Annotated in this window: 18 protein-coding genes; 6 read left to right on the top strand and 12 right to left on the bottom strand. The window is 70.1% G+C overall.

The annotated features are described in order from the left end of the window. Positions 1 to 108 precede the first annotated feature (108 nt). A complete protein-coding gene (locus tag Cba03nite_RS36245; protein WP_203756531.1) occupies positions 109 to 1,071 on the bottom strand; it encodes a calcium/sodium antiporter in 963 nt (320 codons plus the stop codon). A gap of 260 nt (positions 1,072 to 1,331) precedes the next feature. Between Cba03nite_RS36245 and Cba03nite_RS36240 the strand changes: the two genes are divergently transcribed. From Cba03nite_RS36240 to Cba03nite_RS36220, 5 genes are all read left to right on the top strand, one after another. Further along, positions 1,332 to 1,571: a hypothetical protein gene (locus Cba03nite_RS36240; protein ID WP_203756515.1), complete on the top strand. Its 240-nt coding sequence runs from the start codon at positions 1,332 to 1,334 to the stop codon at positions 1,569 to 1,571. Between the two features lie 62 nt (positions 1,572 to 1,633). Beyond that, positions 1,634 to 2,515, top strand: coding sequence for a universal stress protein (locus Cba03nite_RS36235; RefSeq protein WP_203756512.1), 882 nt, complete (start codon positions 1,634 to 1,636; stop codon positions 2,513 to 2,515). Positions 2,516 to 2,576: 61 nt separating this feature from the next. Beyond that, complete coding sequence (locus tag Cba03nite_RS36230; protein WP_203756509.1) at positions 2,577 to 3,326, top strand: SDR family oxidoreductase; 750 nt, start codon at positions 2,577 to 2,579, stop codon at positions 3,324 to 3,326. A 60-nt stretch (positions 3,327 to 3,386) separates the two neighbouring features. Then, entirely contained in the window at positions 3,387 to 3,680 is a 294-nt protein-coding gene (locus Cba03nite_RS36225; RefSeq protein WP_203756507.1) for a hypothetical protein, read from the top strand. A 99-nt stretch (positions 3,681 to 3,779) separates the two neighbouring features. Continuing rightward, positions 3,780 to 4,346, top strand: a complete 567-nt coding sequence (locus Cba03nite_RS36220; RefSeq protein ID WP_239126280.1) for a sugar O-acetyltransferase — start codon at positions 3,780 to 3,782, stop codon at positions 4,344 to 4,346. Between the two features lie 107 nt (positions 4,347 to 4,453). On the opposite strand, the gene Cba03nite_RS36215 is transcribed toward Cba03nite_RS36220, so the two are convergent. After that, on the bottom strand, positions 4,454 to 5,332 hold the full coding sequence (locus Cba03nite_RS36215; RefSeq protein WP_239126279.1) for a fructosamine kinase family protein: 879 nt from the start codon (positions 5,330 to 5,332) through the stop codon (positions 4,454 to 4,456). 433 nt (positions 5,333 to 5,765) lie between these two features. Between Cba03nite_RS36215 and Cba03nite_RS36210 the strand changes: the two genes are divergently transcribed. Further along, complete coding sequence (locus tag Cba03nite_RS36210) at positions 5,766 to 6,857, top strand: glycoside hydrolase family 11 protein (protein WP_346114053.1); 1,092 nt, start codon at positions 5,766 to 5,768, stop codon at positions 6,855 to 6,857. Between the two features lie 117 nt (positions 6,858 to 6,974). Here Cba03nite_RS36210 and Cba03nite_RS36205 read toward each other — a convergent pair whose 3' ends face one another. The 10 genes from Cba03nite_RS36205 to Cba03nite_RS36160 form a co-directional block, all read right to left on the bottom strand. Beyond that, entirely contained in the window at positions 6,975 to 7,292 is a 318-nt protein-coding gene (locus tag Cba03nite_RS36205; RefSeq protein ID WP_203756505.1) for a CU044_2847 family protein, read from the bottom strand. Positions 7,293 to 7,374: 82 nt separating this feature from the next. Then, complete coding sequence (locus Cba03nite_RS36200) at positions 7,375 to 7,725, bottom strand: hypothetical protein (protein ID WP_203756503.1); 351 nt, start codon at positions 7,723 to 7,725, stop codon at positions 7,375 to 7,377. A gap of 385 nt (positions 7,726 to 8,110) precedes the next feature. After that, entirely contained in the window at positions 8,111 to 10,930 is a 2,820-nt protein-coding gene (locus Cba03nite_RS36195) for a DUF3376 domain-containing protein (RefSeq protein WP_203756501.1), read from the bottom strand. A gap of 245 nt (positions 10,931 to 11,175) precedes the next feature. Then, on the bottom strand, positions 11,176 to 12,009 hold the full coding sequence (locus tag Cba03nite_RS36190) for a C1 family peptidase (RefSeq protein ID WP_203756499.1): 834 nt from the start codon (positions 12,007 to 12,009) through the stop codon (positions 11,176 to 11,178). Positions 12,010 to 12,520: 511 nt separating this feature from the next. Then, complete coding sequence (locus Cba03nite_RS36185; protein ID WP_203756497.1) at positions 12,521 to 13,699, bottom strand: PP2C family protein-serine/threonine phosphatase; 1,179 nt, start codon at positions 13,697 to 13,699, stop codon at positions 12,521 to 12,523. Between the two features lie 54 nt (positions 13,700 to 13,753). Then, positions 13,754 to 14,497: an alpha/beta fold hydrolase gene (locus Cba03nite_RS36180; RefSeq protein WP_203756592.1), complete on the bottom strand. Its 744-nt coding sequence runs from the start codon at positions 14,495 to 14,497 to the stop codon at positions 13,754 to 13,756. 169 nt (positions 14,498 to 14,666) lie between these two features. Beyond that, positions 14,667 to 15,866: a S1 family serine peptidase gene (locus Cba03nite_RS36175; protein WP_203756495.1), complete on the bottom strand. Its 1,200-nt coding sequence runs from the start codon at positions 15,864 to 15,866 to the stop codon at positions 14,667 to 14,669. 62 nt (positions 15,867 to 15,928) lie between these two features. After that, positions 15,929 to 16,159 carry a hypothetical protein gene (locus Cba03nite_RS36170; RefSeq protein ID WP_203756493.1) on the bottom strand — a complete coding sequence of 77 codons (231 nt, stop codon included), beginning with the start codon at positions 16,157 to 16,159 and terminating at the stop codon, positions 15,929 to 15,931. A gap of 13 nt (positions 16,160 to 16,172) precedes the next feature. Continuing rightward, complete coding sequence (locus tag Cba03nite_RS36165) at positions 16,173 to 16,427, bottom strand: hypothetical protein (RefSeq protein WP_203756491.1); 255 nt, start codon at positions 16,425 to 16,427, stop codon at positions 16,173 to 16,175. Between the two features lie 22 nt (positions 16,428 to 16,449). Beyond that, positions 16,450 to 18,129 (bottom strand): S8 family peptidase, encoded by a 1,680-nt coding sequence (locus tag Cba03nite_RS36160; protein ID WP_203756489.1) that lies wholly within the window; start codon positions 18,127 to 18,129, stop codon positions 16,450 to 16,452. Positions 18,130 to 18,240 lie beyond the last annotated feature (111 nt).

Below are 18,240 nucleotides of genomic sequence, written 5' to 3'. Positions count from 1 at the left end.
ACGCAGTCTGTCTCACGTCCTGAGCAGGGGTTTCTCTCTGAAGCCTCGTGTCCCGTGGGCCTCGATGTCCCAGTGCGTATCGAACGCCGGCGGGGGCGCTGCCGGTCCTCAGGCACGCGACAGCAGCCACGTCAGGTAGGCGGCGTATGTCGCGATGAACAGGCACCCGGCGGTGCGCGACATCCGGGCGCCGACGGCGAACACCGACGCCGCCACCAGCGTCACGGCCACCATCAGCGTCAGGTCGGCGGCGAATATCTCCCTGGGGACGGCGATGCCGTGCGGGGCGACCACGACCGTCAGCCCGAGTATCGCGCAGATGTTGTAGATGCTCGATCCGAGCAGGTTCCCGATCGCGAGGTCCCGGTTCCCGCGCAGGGTCGACATGACGGTGGTGACGAGTTCCGGGGTGCAGGTGCCGATCGCCACGATCGTCAGACCGATGACCGTCTCACTCACGCCGAACGCCCGCGCGCTGGCTGCCGCGCCCTCGACCAGCAGTTCGGCACCCACGACGACCACGGCTACACCGAGGAGCATCAACAGGAGCTGGCGCAGCGGCCCACGCCGCCGTACGGGTTCGGCGGCGGAGTTCGGGGTGTCTCCCCGGGAACCGGCCACGTCGTGGCGTGCAGCGTGAATCCTGCCGAAGGTGTAGGTGACGCCCGCGAGCAACAAGATCAATCCATCCGGTCTGGTAAGCGAGCCGTCAAAGGAAAGCAGGTAGAGCAGGAGGGCCGCTTCGACCATCGCGGGAAGATCAAGCCGCAGGGTCGCTCTGTCGAACACGATGGGGACGAGCGCGGCACTGAGGCCGAGCGCGAGCAGCAGGTTGACGAGACTGGCGCCGATGATGTTGCCCATCGCCAGACCCGGGCTTCCGCTGAGCGCGGCGTCGATGCCGACTGCCAGCTCGGGCACACTGGTGCCCAGCGCCACCACGGTAAGTCCGATGATCATCGGGCTGATGCCGAGCCGGGCCGCGAGGCCGGCACTGGCCTTGACGAGCACCTCCGCACCCAGGATGAGCGCAACGAGCCCAGCAATGATCAACAGGCCGTTGAGCAACATACCCTGTTCCTACCAGCCGCCCCACGGCCTAGCTGGATCTCTTCAAGATCCTCAGTGCCTCCGTGCGCACGTTCACTGCCGTCATGCGGTCACCCAGGGCCTGCCTTTGCAGATTCGCGGATTCGAGCGCCCCCGATCACAGACAATCGAGTAATGAGCCTGCCCGTGCGGGTCATCAGCAGCGCCCGGCGGTCGGCGCCGAGGCGCGGGCGGCTCGCCCGTATCCGCCAGACCGCGCAGCTGAGCATTGGAGGAACCTGATGGCGAGCAAGAAAGCGCTGGCAGTCGGCATCGCCACCGGCGCCGTGGCCGTCGGAGCCCTTCTCGTCCGCGCCCGCCGTCACCGGATCGGCCGCGCAGAGAAGGCCACGCACACCACGCTCACGGACCCGGCAGGCGGAAGCCCGGTAGCGGCAGGCATCCTCGACGCCGACAGCCGGGACAGCCTCCAGGACGCCATGAACCCGTCCACAGCCGGCCGGGCACGACAGCGGATCTGACCGAAGCCGGATGAGCTTCCCGGCCGGACAGCCGGACCACGCCGATCGCTCAAGGGGGTGCCATGGACGCTGACGACGCGGCACCGGTCGTGGTAGGGGTGGACGGATCGGACTCGGCGCTGTCGGCGGTGCGGCTGGCCGCCGGCGAGGCCGCGCGCCGCGGCGTCGAACTGCACATCGTGCACGCGTACCTCAAGGCGCTCATCAATGACAACGTCGACGAAACCGCTGCCCAGACCGAGGGGCGGCCGCGCAACGACGCGGAGCGTGTGCTCGCCGAGGCCGCGGCGGCAGCCAGGGCAACGGAGCCGGGCGTGGCGGCCACCACGCGGCACGTCAGGGACGCCCCGACCATGGCGCTGCTGAACGCAGCCCGCGACGCGCAGCTGCTCGTCATCGGCAACCGCGGTCTCGGTGGATTCTCCGGCCTGCTGCTCGGATCGGTCGCGGTGCACCTGACCTCGCGCAGTCTCACGCCCGTGCTCGTCGCCCGCGGCGAAGCACACCCGGCTGGCGGAGTCGTCGTCGGCGTCGACGAGGCAGCCGCGTCGCGGTCGGCGGTGGAGGCGGCGTTCGCCGTGGCGCAGCAGCGCGGTGCCGAACTGCTGGCCGTACGGGCGTGGACGCCGGCCTTGGCCATGATGATGCCGTTGGCGCCGATCCCCTATCACGACGGCCAGGATTGGGCCGAGCATCAGCGCCACTTTCTCGCGAGCGAGACGGACGAAAGCCGGCAGCGCTTCCCGGACGTCCCGCTCCGGCGGGAAGTGGTCGAGGGTAGCCCTGGACGGGTGCTGGTCGAGTTGAGTGCCACCGCACAGCTGGTGGTTGTGGGTTCCCGTGGGCGCGGCGGGTTCTCCGGCATGCTTCTGGGATCAGTCAGTCAGCAGATCCTGTACCACGCCTCATGCCCCGTGCTCGTGGTCCGCCCCAAGCCGACGTGAGAAATGATCGACCGATCTGTGCATTCGGCCTGACTGACCATGAGTGCAAGGAGACGCCGGTATGCGAATAGCCGTGGTCGGCGCCACGGGGCGGATCGGATCCCTGACCGCCGCAGCGTTGCAGCAGGACCGGCACGAGGTCGTGCCCGTCAGCCGGACCCATGGCGTGGACGTCACAGCCGGCACCGGCCTCGACGAAGCCCTGGCCGGTGTGGCCGCGGTCATCGACACGACCAGCACCAACGCCCCGACCGAGGCGGAGGCCGTCGGCTTCTTCACCACCGCCACCGCCAACCTGCTCGCCGCCGAGCAGCGGGCGGGGGTCGGCCATCACGTCGTGTTGTCGATCGCGCGGGTGCGCACCGTGCCGGGCAACGCCCACCACGCCGGAAAGCGCGCGCAGGAAGCCGCCGTGGAGGCAGGGCCCATCCCGTACACGATCGTGCCGGCGACGCAGTTCCACGACTTTCCCGCGACGGTCGCCGGGTGGGTCGAACACGACGGGGTCGCTCAGCTGCCGCCGCTGCTCATGCAGCCGATCGCGCCCGCCGACGTCGCCGCCATCCTCGCCCGGATCGCGGTCGGCGCCCCGCAGGGCCGCCACCGCGACATCGCCGGGCCCGAGACCCAGGACCTCATCGACATGGCCCGCCGTACGCTCGCCGTCCAAGGCCGCAGCATCCGGCTCGTGCCGACGTGGCACGGCGGCATCTTCGACCTGACCATGGCCGGCGACGCCCTGCTGCCCGGGGCCGACGCCGAGATAGCGCCCACCACCTTCGACGAGTGGCTGGCCGCTCAGCGGAGTTAGTGCCGGACGCCCGCCAACCGGTTGATGGTGCGGCGAAGATCCGTTGGTTACGCTGCGTCGATGTTGTTTGTGGATGGTCAGTCCAACGAGCGGCTCGTGCTCGACGGAGAATGGTTCGAGAAGCTGCACGGCGGTCACTCGAAGACCCGTGTGCCGGCGTCGTCGTTCCGAAGCGCGACATGGCAGGACATCGACCGCCGTGTACGCCTGTTCAGCAGCGAACGGGAGCAGCTCGTCTCGGTGACGCTGTCGTTCGAGGGCGGCCCGTTCGTGGGGTTCGTCGCGCCTGCCGAGAAGCGCCCGCAACTTGAGGCCATCGTCGCGGGTCTCGAAGCCGCCCGCACCACGGTCTGAGCCGCAGCCGTCCGGCCTTCAGCGTGAGGCGCGACGGGGGAGCGCGTCTCATGGTCACGGGCCGTCCCTGAGATCCGGCCGCCGTGCCAGAATCGTGCGGTGCGCAACGAGCAACGCCTGCCGACGGGGACACCCGAGTCCCGAGCCTTCGCCCAGCGCGTACAGCTGGTCATGCGCCTTACCGCACGCCTGAACCTGCTGCCGTTCGACGACCTGGATACGCGCCGGACGGTGCTGGCCGAGATCTTCGGCAGGCCCGTCCCGGACTCCCTGTCGATCCTGCCGCCGTTCTACTGCGACTACGGGCTTCACGCGTCGTTCGGGGAACGGGTGTTCATCAATCAGGGCTGCCTCTTCCTCGACTACGGGGGCATCACCATCGGCGACCGCGTGCTGATCGGTCCCGGCGTCACCCTGAGCACGGCCGGGCACCCGGTCGAGGTCGACGAGCGCTACGACTTCATCACGCACGCGCCGATCGTCATCGAGGACGACGTGTGGATCGGCGCCTCGGCCACGGTCACCCCAGGCGTGACGATCGGCCGCGGCTCCGTCGTCGGCGCGGGCGCCGTGGTGGCGAAGGACGTGCCGCCGCTGTGCGTGGTGACGGCGACAAGCGTCGTCGAGCGCAAGCGCCTGAAGCCGGCGCCTGCGGCCGGCTCGTGAAGGTCTCAGCTCGCCCGGGTACGGCGACAGCAGCTCGCATGGTTCATCGCGCCGCGCGTTGATCACCTGCGGCGCGTGACTTCGCCCGGATCAAGCTGAACGGCCGCTCACCGCTGCCGGAAGGGCGCCAGGGTGGTGCGGATCTGGTCGCCCGCGCCCCAGTCGTCGTCGAACTGGGCCAGGACGGCAAGGTGCTGCCGGAGCTGGATGATCGGCATCCGGCTGCGCCAGTCGCTGTCGAGTGACGTGAGCTCGGCATAGGTCGCGAAGAAGCGGTGCGCCTCGGGCGGAGGCGAAGTCGTCCACACATGGGCCAGATCCACTTCGGCCCACATGTAGGACACGGCCGGGTCGATCAGAGCCGGCCGTCCGTCCGCGGTGGCCAGGATGTTCTGCGCCCAGAGGTCGCCGTGGGTCAGGCACGCCGGGCGGTCCGGCAGCAGGTCGGGCAGCCGGTGGCAGAGCCGTTCCAGTGCCGCCCGGTCCGCCCGGTCGAGCGCGGCATCGACCCGGGGCTGCCCCAGCCACCGGAGCAGCCGGTGCTGTGCGAAGAAGGCGAAGCCGTCGTCGTTCCAGGTGTTGACCTGGCGGCGGCGGCCCAGCCAGTTGTCACGGTGCCATCCGAAACGATGGTGGACGGTGCCCGTGTGCAGGCGGGCGAGCATGTGTGCGAACTGCTCCCAGAAGGCCTCGCTGCACGGCCTGGGCCGCAGCACGGACAGCACGAGCAGGTCCCGGTCCGCCAGGAGCACGTCTGGCGTGGCCGCGCCGCCGAGGTCGCGCAGGGCGGCCAGTCCTTCGGCCTCCGTGACGAAGACATCGTCGGCGGGCGGTTCGGCGAGGGATTTGACGAACACGGGCGGTGCCTCCCGGCGGGTGGCGATGCCCGCGAGCGCCGCCTGCCCGCCCGTGGTCGGCTCGACGGTGACGACGTCGTGCATGCCGCTGCGGAGCAGGGCTTCCAGCAGCGCCGGCGAGTGACTCACGACAGGCTCCTCCTTGCCCGCTTGCAAACCGAAACTTTCGGAATCTCACGGGGCAATATGTCGATCACTGTAGACCACGGTGTTGGTGTGATCGCATCACGTGCCAGCGGGCTGCGACGTGCGATCCGATACCGACGTAACGGCTGTCGGGCATGGGCCGGAGATGAGGAGACCTCGGCTCGCCGAAAACTTCCGGAAGTTGTTGACAGGTTCAGTGGGGCGGTCCAATACTGCGAGCATCGATGATTGTCGACGATCGGCGGACCTCGGCCGCGGCCATGACCTGGCACCCGGCTGTCGACCGGACCACGCCCACACGCCACCGTCGCGCTCCACCGTGCCGTGACGGCCGCCCGCCCGGCGGCCCCGCAAGCACCGAATCGAGTCTCGCAGCCCCGCCCGCCGGCTGCCCTCTCACGAAGGATGCACTCGCGTGAACGATCACCCGTCCCACCCCATGGCCCGCAGACGCACCCGGGTCAACGCGCTCGTCGGCGGCCTGTGCGCCGTCGCGCTGGCGGCCGCCTCGATCATCGTGGCCGGCACGGCCCACGCCGAGGCCGACCGGACCATCACCTCGAACTCCACCGGCTGGCACAACGGCTTCTTCTACTCGTACTGGAAGGACAGCGGCAACGTCAGCATGACCCTGGGCGCGGCCGGCCGTTACAGCGTGCAGTGGAGCGGCATCAACAACACCGTCGTCGGCAAGGGCTGGAACCCCGGATCCAGCCACACGGTGAACTACTCCGGCAGCTTCAGCCCCAACGGCAACGGCTACCTGGCGCTGTACGGCTGGACGACCAACCCGCTCATCGAGTACTACGTCGTGGAGGACTTCGGCAGCTACAACCCGAGCACGGGCGCGACCCGGCTCGGTTCGGTCACCACTGACGGCAGCACCTACGACATCTACCGCACGTTGCGCGTAAACCAGCCGTCGATCATCGGCAACGCCACGTTCTACCAGTACTGGAGCGTGCGCCAGCAGCACCGCACCAGCGGCACCATCACCACCGCCAACCACTTCAACGCCTGGGCGGGTCTGGGCCTCAGCCTGGGCACCCACAACTACCAGATCATGGCGACCGAGGGCTATCAGAGCAGCGGAAGCTCCACCATCACCGTCAGCGAGGGCGGTACGCCGACCAGCCCCAGCGCGCCGGCCAGCCCCAGCCCGCGGCCGAGCGCCTCCAGCTCGCCGGGCGGCAGCGGAGGATGCCGGGTGACCAACGCGCTCAACCCGTGGAACAACGGGCTGACCGACAACATCACCATCACCAACACCGGCTCGACCGCCATCAACGGCTGGTCGCTGCGCTTCACCCTCGCCTCCGGCCAGAACATCACCTCCGGCTGGAGCGCCACCTTCGCGCCGACCAGCGGCCAGGTGACCGCGACCAACGTCGGCTACAACGCCGCCCTCCCGCCGGGCGGGTCGACCACGATCGGGTTCCAGGCGACGCACACCGGCAACAGTTCCGCACCCACCGGGTTCTCCCTCAACGGCACCGCCTGCAGCTGACCCGCGCAGCCGTTCCTACGTGGAGCGGCTCCCGGCCGGCGGAGTCACCGCCGGCCGGGAGCCGCGTGCGGCCTGAGCTGAGGCCGCCCTGACGAGTTCGATGCGCGGCCGCGGCGGTCAGGCATCACCCGGGTGCCAGGTCAGTCTCACCTTCAGGTGGCAGGACGTCTCGCTCTTGGTGATCACCGCTCCGGCCTGCATGGCGAGGTCGACCCCGAACTCCACGTCGATGCCGGCAGGTCCCGCCTGACGCAGCTGCTCCAGCATCGCCCTGGCCGCCTCGGTCACCGGCACCAGAGCGGCCTGCAGGCTCACCGGCAGCTCGCGGATCGCATCGCCCACCCGGCCCGCCTTCACCGGCCCGTCCGTCACGTCCGGCGCCTCGACCAGGATCGATCCGCCGCCCTCCAGCTGGATCTGGGCCACGCTCGCCATGGGGAGTCCTCCGTTCGTGAGACGTATGGCCGGGGCTGGTGCCTCACCGTGACTGCGGTGAGGCACCATTCGTGACGAGTGATCAGAACGGGGCGGTCTGGTATGCGTCGCCGTCCTTGAGGTCCGTGTGGGCCCGCATTCTCACCTGGTCACTCGGGTCGGTCCGCAGGGCGTCGGTGTAGTTGCGCCCGCCGGCCGTGATGGTGCGCTTGCCGAAGGCCTTCCAGTGAGCGCCGCCGTCGGTGGTGCGCTCGATCCAGATGACGTCGCCGGCCTTCGCTTTGGTCAGGCGCGTCCAGACGTGCTGGACACCATTGATGTTCCCCACTCGAAGCTCGAGCGTGCGGCCTTCGACCACCGCGGACTCGACGTTCTTCTTGTCCGTGGCGGGAGTCGGGTCGACCAGCTGGTCTTGACGTGTGGTGACAGACATGGTTCCTCCTCGGGAGGCTGTGTCTGAACGGGATTGCCGGATACCGGTCTCCGGGCGTCGCTTTCGCGGAGGAGTGGCGGCAGGTGGGCCAGGGCCGTGGCATCGCTTTGCCCATTGATCCTTGGTGGCGGATCCGCTTCGACCGCCGGATCCTGGGGGCCCCGTTGCGGGGAGCGTCTGCCACTGTGTACGGCTGCGGGTCAACTCCGCGTTCCGTCGGCATTGCTTTCTGGATGAAGTATGGCCTTCACCTGCCGTGTTCCGGGTGATCAGCCCGCTGACCCGGGTTCAACTTTAGCAGCTCAGGGTGCGTTTCCGGGATAGCCGGTGCGCTTTTTGCGGCTATCCGGGAACAAACACAGTGGAACGAATGCGCGCGGCGCGGTCACTTTTTCCGACTGTGCGGGCGGACGAGCCGGCCGGCTCCGCGGCGCAACCCGTGGAGCCCTGCCGCGCCGCCCAGCGACAGCAGCCCGAGGAAGATCACGGCGGTGCCCGCCGCAGCCGCCGCGGTGAGGGAGCCAGGCGCCTGAGCCGTCCGGCACCACGCCACCAACCCGGCGACCGCGGCACCTGCTGCCAGTAAGCCGCCGACTGCCCGTGTCCACCGTGTCCTGTGGCCGGAGTTGATGCTGGTGAGCAGGAGAAGGATGCCGGCGCCGGCGAGCAGGACCGCGAGGAAGCCGATGAGGACTCCCGCGGCGGCTGCCGTCGCGCCGCGCACGCTCGTGCCGGTGGCGACGCTGACACCGGCGACGGCGAGCAGCGCCAGGGCAGTGGCCGTGGCGAGAGCGATCGCGTGCGCCTTCAGATCGAGCAGGCGCGGCACCGCCGGTTCGGGCAGGACCGCGTGCCTGGACGCCAGCCGTGACCAGGCATTGGCTCTTGCGGGATGAGTCAGCCAGCGCATCAGCCGGACGGTGCCCGGCTTGTCGGCCGGGGAACACGGATCGACGGCGACCCGCAGCCAGCGCGCTGAGGCGGAAGTGTCGCCCGCGGCGGACGCGGCCACCTGGATCAGCCGCCGGCCCAGGTCGAACAGGCTCTGACCGCCACGCTCATCGTCGATCATAGCCTTGTGCAGCCTGTCGGTGTCCACACCGCGCATGGCCTTGATCCGTTGGGCGTAGTCGTCGGGGTCGGAGCCTTCGGCGGCCAGCACGGCCGCCTGCGTGCTCTTGATCCACTCGGGTGATGCGTCCAGCGCCGCGCCCAGATGTGCCACCGCGTCCAGCCTGCCGCAGAGCCAGTCCCAGTCGCGCCACTGCGGCAGGCCGAACGCGGCGAAATGGTTCACCTGGGTGCCGTACAGCTTCAACGCGCCCAGCCGCCCGGCCAGCGCACCCGCCTCGTGGTGGCTGAGCACGGGGACCTCCACATCAGGCCCCAGCCGCAGCAGCTTGAACGGGGCGGGGCGAGGGCTGGACACCCTTGCGTTGAGACTGCAGGCCAGCACCTCGACCGTCAGCACGCACTCCAGCACGGCCTGCGGCGTCTGGCCGTACACCGAGGCGACCCGCAGGGCTGCCGCGGTGACGACATGTCCCAGCACCTCGGGGATACGAAGACGCGTCAGCTGCGTGTTGACGGCGACCGCCACGGCCGCCGCGCCGCTCTGCCGTGGCGGGATCAGCCCGGCCAGCGTGCGCTCCAGTTCGTCGCGGACGGCCAGCACCCGCCGCAGCTGCGCATCGACTTCCGCCACCGCCGCCTGCAGTTCGGCCGTGGGGCTGCCGTCGAGATCGGTGCGGAGTTTGGACAGCATCAGCCGTACGGCGCGGTGCGCCGCGGTGACGCCCCAGTGCCACGGCTGAGTGGTCGCCGGGTCGCCGAGGGCGCCGTGCCCCTGGCTGTCCGGCGGGATCCAGCGCGGAGAGGTCGCCAGCACCGCCTCGACCTCCGCCTGGTCCAGCCCGGGCGCCGCCGACAGCGCCGTGCTGGGCCCCGGCCGGGCCAGGCTCTGCGCCTCGCAGACGCCCCCGGCGGCGCGGCCGCGGCGGTAGACCGGCACCAGCCGGCGAGCCAGGTGCGAGAAGTCCCGCCGCTCGGCCGCGTTCGACAGCAGCGTCGTGAACAGCGCCTGGGCCTCCTCCCAGGCGGCGTTCGAGGCCACCATCAGGTCGGCGATGCCGTCGACGTCCAGCCGGAAGTCCGCCTCCCTGGGAAAGCTCATGGTGGAGCCGATGACCTGGCGCAGTGTCGGCTCGGCCCCGGGCGCCGGATCCTCGGCCGTCTCACTGCCGTTGGACGGGACCACGTAGACGACGAGCCGATCGGCAGGGGAGTCCAGCGGCTGGTAGGCGACCGCTTTGAGCACGGGCCCGAACGGGGAGTTGTCCAGGATCCCGCCGTCCAGCAGCGGCCCCGCGCCGCCCAGGCGCGGCGTTCCCGGCGCCTGCTGCGCGCACAGCGCGGGCGTGCTCGGCACGGGCGCGAACGCCACCGGGAACGACGCCGACGCGCGCGCGGCACGGGCCAGCTGCGCGGCGTTGCCCCGGGCGAAGTCGTTGCGCTCCGACAGCCGGAAACAGCCGTCGAGCCCGCCGTCCAGGTCGGCCGCGGCGTCGGGTGCGACGTACTCGATCCGCCTCGGCGCGTGCTCGAACTGGTACAGCCGCCGGTGGTCGGCGACGGTGAACGCCTGGCCGTAGGAGTCGACGTAGCTGCGCTGGCTGTGGCCCATGCAGGTGGCGGTGAGGAACAGGGTGACCGGCAGCCCTTCGGCGCCGTCCGCGTCCACCTCGGTGAGCACGGACGTGATGGTCTCGGAGAAGTAGTCGCCGTCGAGCACCGATCGCGGGCCGGGGCCGTCGGGCAGGAGCTTGCCCCGCTCCAGGCACGCCCGCTCGGTCCACACCTCCCGCATCCAGCGCCTCGACCTGGCCGACGTCGCTTCGAACTCGACCGGGTCCAGGGTCGCCCCACGTGCGACGGCGGCGGCCAGCAGAGTGCCGTTGATGCCTCCGGCGCTGGTGCCCGCGATGACATCGACGACCACTCGCCGGCTCGTCCCCTGTTCCGGGTGGCACAGCATCCACCACTGCCGCGCGACCGCGTCGTCGGCGACCGCAGACCGGTCCTGCGCCGAGGCCCGCCGCAGCAGGTCGATCTCGTACGCCACGCCCGCCATCCACACGGCCAGGCTCACCCCTCCATTGAGGACGAGCGCCAGGCGCAGCTCCCGCTCCGGCTCCGCACCGACCATGAGATCAGCATAGGAGAGCCATATTGCCTGCGTACGGCGTCTGAGCAGCGGTGCCGGGCGAAGCGGTCACCGTATACGCGACGAGTCCCCGCCGGCATGACGTGCCGGCGGGGACTCGGGTCGGGCAACCGGACTCACCCGGCAGACGTGCGGCGGCGCCCGGGTATCGCACGATCGTGCACGCGGCGCAGGACATGCGGATCTCATCCGCCCCGCCTCGGCGGCCGGCCCGCGCAGGACGTCCGTCACCGGACCGTCACCACGTACGCCTCAGGGAAGAACGCCGCCTGGAGGTACTCGGGCGACGCGTAGGCGAAGCCCTGGTCGCCCCAGCCGGTGCCCCAGCTGTTGCGCAGGATGATCCTGCCGTCGCTGCGGTAACCCACGGCGCACACGGCGTGCCCGCCGCCCGCGCTGCCCACGTCGAACTCGTCCAGCTCGCCGCCGGTCTCCGTGGCGTCGCGCCAGGTCCGGTCCACGACCAGCCCGCACAGGACCGGCTGATCCTGCGCGACCGCCACCTTCCAGCGCTCGATGTCGAGGCCGATGTTGAAGTACGACGTCGCGCGCAGCTGCGCGGCCGCGGCCCAGAACGCGTTCTCCGGCCCCGCGTAGAGGCTGTCCTCGAGCGCGAAGGGCAGCAGGTCGGTCGTGACCACGCCGTGTTTGCGGCACAGGTCGACCGCCGCCTTGAGCGAGGTGCCCGAACGCTCGATGAAGGACTCCGGCCGGGTGGTGAACTCGTCGGTCTCCTTCGATCCCATCCAGACGTAGCGCGGCGAGATGTGCTGGTCCTTGCGCATCAGGCCCGCTTTCACCAGGTGGAAGCGCATCAGCCCGTCGCCGGTGGCCCAGCCCACGCAGGATCCCGTGCCACCCTGGTCGCCGACCTCCCACCACGGCGCGCGCAGGTCGACGCTGCTGGGCAGGGGCACGGCCGTCAGCGCGCCGACCGCCATCGCGTCGCCGAGTGTCCAGTCGGTGGTGATCCCCCTGGACGGAACGAGGTTGCAGATGCGCTCCCCGACGGCGACGGCGTGGTTGGCACTCTCGGCGTTCTTCTTCGTCGTGCGTGGCATGTGTCCTCCTCGGTGCGTCGGAACATTGAGGTCGGGGCACGCGGCATGGTGCGCCGCCGGTGCGGTGACGCCGACCGACCGCTGCGGGAGGGGCTTCACCGGCGCGCCGGCGAGCGCGAACTGCCATGGCGGCCAGCGCGACCTGCACCGCGGTCACCGGCGGAGTGCAGCCCGAAGCCGCCTGGGACAGCGCGAAGCCGGAGGTCGAAGAGTTGCTGAATCGGCGTCGCGGGGCCGATCGGCCTTTGCGCCGCGACGGACGGGTAAAGGGTGATGTGATGCGCGCCGGCTGCGGTCGGCTGCCCGGCGCGGACCCTAATCCGGGAAGACTGCCTCGCCCATGGGAGCTCCACCTGTTCGCCTGCTGAACCCCGGAAGCCGAGCCGGCGCCTCGACTCCGCCAGGAAAAGCGTATCGGACTAGCGCAGGAGCGAAGCCGCAATCCGAAATCCGCATCCTCGAGCGCCGGAACAGGAGTCGGACATGGACCGCCCATTGCTGACAGCGGCGGTCATGGCGTGACAGTCAGGGCCATGACGGCGGCGTCGTCGTCGAGGCCGGCGCCGAATCCGGCGAGCAGGCCGGCCAGGGACGCGACGGCCGCCGTCGCCGAAGCGGGAGCGATCGAGGCCGCGAACTCGAGCAGCGCTTCGTGGCTGTAACGGCCATTGGCGTCGTCGATGCGGGCGTCGGTGAGGCCGTCCGTGTAGACGATGAGCGTGTCGGCTGGACGCAGCAGATACGTGTGGGTGGTGAACTGCAGGCCGGGCAGCATGCCCACCAGCGGGCCTCCGCTGGTGGGCACATACTCGGCGGTGCCCGCCGCGGTCAGCAGCAGGGCCGGGGGATGACCGCCGCCGGTGACGGTCAGGCAGCGGCCTTCGGTGGTCGCCGGGCCCAGGATGCCGAACACGACGGTGCAGAAGCGGTGGTCATCGGACAGGTATTCCTGATACAGGACGGTGTTGAGGTTGCTCAGCACCTGCGCCGGGTCGGGGTCGTAGACCGTCGCGGCGCGCAGCGTGTAGCGTGCCAGCGCCGTGACCGCGGCGGCTTCGACGCCTTTGCCGCACACGTCGCCGAGGAAGAACCCCCAGCGGTCGCCGCCGAGGGGGAACAGGTCGTAGAAGTCCCCGCCTACCTCATCGGCTGACGCCGCCTGGTAGTGGGCGGCGACGTCCATCGCCGGCGGGACAGGGAGCTGCTGCGGAAGCAGGCTGCGCTGGAGGCCTTCGACCAGCTTCTGCAGGCGCTGCCGATCCTCGTGGGCGGCGCGTTCCGCGGCCTCCGCGGCGCGGCGGGCGCGCAGGAGTTCCTCTTCGTAGGCGCGCCGGTCGCGGGCGTCGTACACGGTGGTCCGGATCAGCAGGGGCCGGCCGTCGTCGCCGGTCTTCACCGCCGAGGTGACCAGCACCGGCAGTTTGCGGCCGTCCTTGGCGCGCAGGTCCAGGGCGACTCCGCCCACCTCGCCCTGCAGGCTCAGCAGCGGTGCGTAATGCGTCTCGTAATAGATCTTCCCACCGACGGTGAGCAGGTCGCTGAACCGGAGCCGGCCGACGACTTCGTCCCGGCCGTAGCCCAGCCAGCCCAGCAACGTCCGGTTGATCCTGGCGATGGTCCCGTCGAGCAGGGTCGACAGATTGCCGCACGGAGCGTTCTCATACAGGTCGTCTGCGCTGTCTTCTAGCATCGCGGTGATGTCACATCCGCGCCGCTCTCGTCGGTCCCTCCGGCTGCCGCGACGTCATCGGACTTCTTCCAGGAACTCGCGCAGCGCCGCAGCCGTCGCCTCCGGGGCGCTCAGCTGGGGACAGTGACCGGTCGCCGCCAGGGTCACCAGGCGGCTGCCCCGAATGTGCTGCCGGACGTAGGAGCCCACCTCCGGTGGTGCGATCGCATCGTGGGAGCACTGCAGGATCAGCGTCGGCACGCTGACGGCCGCGAGGTCCGCGCGGTTGTCGGACAGGAACGTCGCGCGGGCGAAGACCGAGGCCATGGCCGGGTCGGTCCGGCAGAAGCTGTTGGTGAGATCCTCGCCCAGTTCCGGCCGGTCCGGATTGCCCATGATCACCGGTGCCATCGTCGCGGACCAGCCGAGGTAGTTGCTGTCCAGCGACTCCAGCAGCTCATCGATGTCGGCTCGGCTGAACCCGCCGCGGTAGGTGCCGTCGTCGATGTAACACGGCGACGGCGTGATCAGCGCCAGTGCTGCGAACCGGTCGGGTTCGCGGTTGGCGGCCAGCACGCCGATCATCGAGGCGACCGAGTGCCCCACGAACGTGACCGGCGGCAGGGCCAGCTCGCGGCAGATCTCCAGGACGTCTTCGGCGTAGCCGGACAGGGACGCGTACCGGTCGGCGTCCCAGGCCGCCGGGTCCGAACGCCCGGACCCCACGTGATCGAACAACACCACTCGATGGTCGACGGCCAGCGAGGGCACGATCCGGCGCCACATGTTCTGATCGCAACCGAAGCCATGGGCGAGCATCACCACCGGAGCGTCCGCAGGCCCCGTGAAGGTGACATGGTTTCGGGTACGGACATCCACAGCCCCATGATCCCACCGGATGCCACAGGGAACAGGACAAAGCCCGACAACAGTGCCACTGTCATCGGCAGCCGTCGGTGAGGGGTCGACGAGGCGCAGATCCCGGCGATCAGTAGGTGAACTTGCCGGCTGGGCTCGGAATCGAAGCCTCCCCCAAGCTGTTGACGACCGTCACGTCGACGGTCTGGCCGGGGAACTGCACCGGCGGCATGACGATCAGCCTGCGTGGCGAGGCCGGGATGACCGACACGGCGGGCACGCCGCCGAAGAGCACCGTCGAGCCCGCGTCGAAGCCCCAGCCGTCGACTTGGGCGTAGCCGCCGTTGGCGAGCACCCCCCATGCCGTGTTGGGAGCGATCTGCACGATGTCGGGTGGGCTCACCGCGATCTCGGCGCCCAGAACGTCGAGCACCGGCTGGATCGCCCGCGCCCATCCCGTGCTGAAGATCGGCTCACCACTCGCGTCGGTCGTCGCCTGGTCCATCGCGAACAGCAACCCGCAGACCTCGTGCGACACGTTGAGTACGACCGAGCCCGAGTCGCCGAACCAGCAGAAGGGAAAGCCGCCCGGGTCCGGGACGATGTAGATCTCAGCAACGTTGTAGACGTTGGGGTTGGGAATCACGGCAGCGACCAGACCGGTGGTGAGCCCCGTCGTCCGTCCTCGCTTGATGACGGGCTGATTGACGAAAACCGATGACGACGACCCTTTCACCGGACCGACATCACGGACCCGGCAGTCCGTGCCCCGTACCCCGTTGAACTCGATCAGGGCGCAGTCCAGGTCGGGGTCCCCGGTCACGCTCTTGCCGATGACGGACGCCGCGGTCGCGCCGGATCCCAGGCCGGTTGTCGGCTGCCAGACATCGAATCCCGGCATCGCGACGTGGTGGCACGTGAGGCCGGCGCGGCTTCCGTCCGAGCGGCGCTGAACCACACAGCCCATGGTGCCCGTCCGGGTATGAACGGCAACGCCGTCCGTCTCCTCGATGGCCACCTCGATGCCACCCATCACCGGGTTGTAGAAGGTGTTGTCGTTGAGCACGGCCATCGGCACCGGATTGCTCTCCACCACGTCGGTCTCGAAATCATGACCGCCCTCACGCCAGGAGGGCGGCACGGCCTCATCTTGCGCCAGCTCTTCCAGCGGCAGCTTCCGTGGCACGAACACGACGATGGCGAGCCTGTCCTGATACTCGCCGGCAGTCTGTTTCGCACCTATACCGATCCGCGCGTCCGCGGGCAGCCGTGCGCTGAACGCTGCCCGAAGCGAGGCGGCCGCGGCAAAGGCCTCGGGTGGGATGGCCATGGGTTCACGTGAGGCTGGCATGCGGCAGTCCTTTCCTGTCTCGTGGTGTGCCCTTCACGCGGCTAGAGCCTCGGCGGACCTCCGGCGTCGCGAGCCGCGCCGCCACCGCGCTGTGACGACGACGTGGATGTCAGGCCGCCCGCCGCCGCGATCCCGTCCACCAGCCAGGCCGGCGGCGAACCGCCGTCATTGGCCGGCGTGCCCGTGCCGGGCCCCCTGGAGCCGGTCAGGCCGTCGACGGGTGCGGGACCGCCGTCGACCGGCCGGTCGTGGCTGGTGATGCTCTTCTTCACGGATTGCCCCTCCTCAGTTCATGACGGCGTAGCGAGCCTCGAAGTCCATGGGCGCATTGCTGAGGTTGCGGATGGTGAACCAGTACGTCACCTTGGCGGCGTCGGCCCGTTCGACCTCGACGTCCCACTCGACCTCCGGCGCGCCCGGCGCCGGGGTGATCGGCATGACGTGCCACAGCACATGCCACTCCGGTGGCCAGGAGTGGGTGAACCAGCTGCCGCTCTCGCCGGCGGCGAGCGATCCGGTGAACTGGGTTCCGATACGCATCGTGAGTCTCCTCCGGGCAGGGTCACCAGCCGAGGACGACGAAGCGGGCCTCGAAGTCCACCGGTGTGTCAACCAGGTTTGTGATCTCGATCCAGTACGTGGCGTGCACGTCGCTCGCTCGCTCGACCCGCGTGCGATACCGCAGCTGCGGGGCGCCGGGGCGAGGGCTGGTCGGCACCACCGACCACAGCACGTGCCAATGCGCCGGCCAATCGAACGTGAACCAGCTTTGCGTCACGTTCGCCGCGAGCTGCCCGCTGAACTGGACACCGGTCCAGCTCGCCGTCTCCAGCGCGGCCGGGATCAGCTGGCGCAGGTCTGGACGGTTGCCGATCCGCTGCGTGGCCGGCCGTTGCGGCGAGTCCTGCTGCGGGGAGCCTGTGGCCCGCAACAACTCGCGGGCCCGCGCCGGGGCCAGCGGCACCCTGCCCTGTGCGCGCAGTACGCCCTGCACGCACGCGAGCGCGCCCGCGACGATCGGCGACGCGCTGGACGTGCCGCTGAACTGCTCGGTGTACCAGACGTCGACGGTCGGGCCGCTCTGCAGGTCGCCGTATCCGGTGCTGACGACCTCACGGCCCCAGCCCTGCGCGTCGACACAGGCGCCGAAGTTCGAGAAGTCGAGCCGGGAACGGTCCGGGCCGAAGTTGCCCGACGGCGGTGCGCCGGCGCCGACGACGACCGCACCGGAGTCCAGCTCGGCTCGCCGGAAGGGATTGCGCCACCAGTCGGGAAAGCCGGCCTGCGGAATGTCGTAGATCGGGTCGTCGAGGTTCTGGAAGCCGTTGCCGGCCGCCTCGACGACGACGATCCCGCGCGAAACGGCGTAGCGGATCGCGGTGTAGTCGTCAGGCCACCACTCGACGGCGATGAATCCGAGCTGGGTGTCGCCGCCGGGATGTCTGGGGCCGCCGCGATGGATCTCGAGCAGCAGGATGTCGCCCGCGCCGAGCCGGTCGGCGGCGGCCTTGATCGCATCAGCGGTCGGCACGGAGAACGCCGAGGCGCTGATGACGGCGTCCGGCGAGATCCCGGTGACCCCGACGCTGCTGACGTCGCCGCCGATCTCGCCGATCACGGCGGTGCCGTGGTTGGTCGAGCGGCTGTCCGGGACCGGATCCGCGGTCCCGGCGACCACCCCGCCCTGGTTCTGGGTGAGGTCCTCGTGGGTGAACCGCCAGCCCCACTCGCAGTCGATCAACCGCACACCGGCGCCCCGGCCACCCGGCTGGGTCCAAGCCCAGCGGGCGTCCACCCCGGCCGGCGCCGCGTTCAGGTATCCCTGCTGGGCGGTGAAATCGGGCGTCACCGGTGGCGCGTCCGGACCGGACGGCATCATGTCGTTGAGCCGCGCGGCTGTCCTTTCCGGTGCCAGTGTGGCCAGGTCAGCGGCCGGCTTCACGTAGGCGGCCTCCACCGCGGGACTGTCCCGCAACCGCGCAGCGAGCTCGTCGAGCTGCTCGTCGGGCGCGTCGACCTTGTAGAAGCGCGCCATGACCGGTGCGAGCGACGCGCTCTCGACCGTTTCGGCCGCATCTGCCGGTCTGCCGGACAGGATCCGTTCCTCGGACACGCCGAACAGGGGCTGGATCGTCACCTCCGGCGAGGCGGCGACCGATTCCAATACGCCGAGCGGCGCGCCGGAAAGCGACATCGCCCTGGTCGGCGTGATGCGGAGCGCGGCGTCGGGAGCGCCGATCATGATCAGCTCCCGGCGCCCAGGGCCGCCACCGTGCTGCGCCTCATCCGGGCCGTGGGTTCCTCTTGCCTGCCGATCGCCTGTCATTGGGTTCTCCCCGTGTCAGATCAAGTC

This window comes from Catellatospora bangladeshensis (genome assembly GCF_016862575.1).
GTDB classification, from domain to species: domain Bacteria; phylum Actinomycetota; class Actinomycetes; order Mycobacteriales; family Micromonosporaceae; genus Catellatospora; species Catellatospora bangladeshensis.
Note: the sequence above shows the minus strand (reverse complement) of the source record. Positions and strands in the feature narration are given on the sequence as shown.

What these genes read in the sequence shown, in the direction of transcription:
- Cba03nite_RS36225 (WP_203756507.1), top strand. Translation starts at nt 3,387, where the DNA reads ATGTTGTTTGTGGATGGTCAGTCCAACGAGCGGCTCGTGCTCGACGGA.
- Cba03nite_RS36165 (WP_203756491.1), bottom strand. Translation starts at nt 16,427, where the DNA reads ATGCGTATCGGAACCCAGTTCACCGGATCGCTCGCCGCCGGCGAGAGC.
- Cba03nite_RS36175 (WP_203756495.1), bottom strand. Translation starts at nt 15,866, where the DNA reads ATGGCCATCCCACCCGAGGCCTTTGCCGCGGCCGCCTCGCTTCGGGCA.
- Cba03nite_RS36230 (WP_203756509.1), top strand. Translation starts at nt 2,577, where the DNA reads ATGCGAATAGCCGTGGTCGGCGCCACGGGGCGGATCGGATCCCTGACC.
- Cba03nite_RS36200 (WP_203756503.1), bottom strand. Translation starts at nt 7,725, where the DNA reads ATGTCTGTCACCACACGTCAAGACCAGCTGGTCGACCCGACTCCCGCC.
- Cba03nite_RS36160 (WP_203756489.1), bottom strand. Translation starts at nt 18,129, where the DNA reads ATGATCGGCGCTCCCGACGCCGCGCTCCGCATCACGCCGACCAGGGCG.
- Cba03nite_RS36180 (WP_203756592.1), bottom strand. Translation starts at nt 14,497, where the DNA reads ATGCTCGCCCATGGCTTCGGTTGCGATCAGAACATGTGGCGCCGGATC.
- Cba03nite_RS36195 (WP_203756501.1), bottom strand. Translation starts at nt 10,930, where the DNA reads ATGGTCGGTGCGGAGCCGGAGCGGGAGCTGCGCCTGGCGCTCGTCCTC.
- Cba03nite_RS36205 (WP_203756505.1), bottom strand. Translation starts at nt 7,292, where the DNA reads ATGGCGAGCGTGGCCCAGATCCAGCTGGAGGGCGGCGGATCGATCCTG.
- Cba03nite_RS36235 (WP_203756512.1), top strand. Translation starts at nt 1,634, where the DNA reads ATGGACGCTGACGACGCGGCACCGGTCGTGGTAGGGGTGGACGGATCG.
- Cba03nite_RS36185 (WP_203756497.1), bottom strand. Translation starts at nt 13,699, where the DNA reads ATGCTAGAAGACAGCGCAGACGACCTGTATGAGAACGCTCCGTGCGGC.
- Cba03nite_RS36245 (WP_203756531.1), bottom strand. Translation starts at nt 1,071, where the DNA reads ATGTTGCTCAACGGCCTGTTGATCATTGCTGGGCTCGTTGCGCTCATC.
- Cba03nite_RS36190 (WP_203756499.1), bottom strand. Translation starts at nt 12,009, where the DNA reads ATGCCACGCACGACGAAGAAGAACGCCGAGAGTGCCAACCACGCCGTC.
- Cba03nite_RS36240 (WP_203756515.1), top strand. Translation starts at nt 1,332, where the DNA reads ATGGCGAGCAAGAAAGCGCTGGCAGTCGGCATCGCCACCGGCGCCGTG.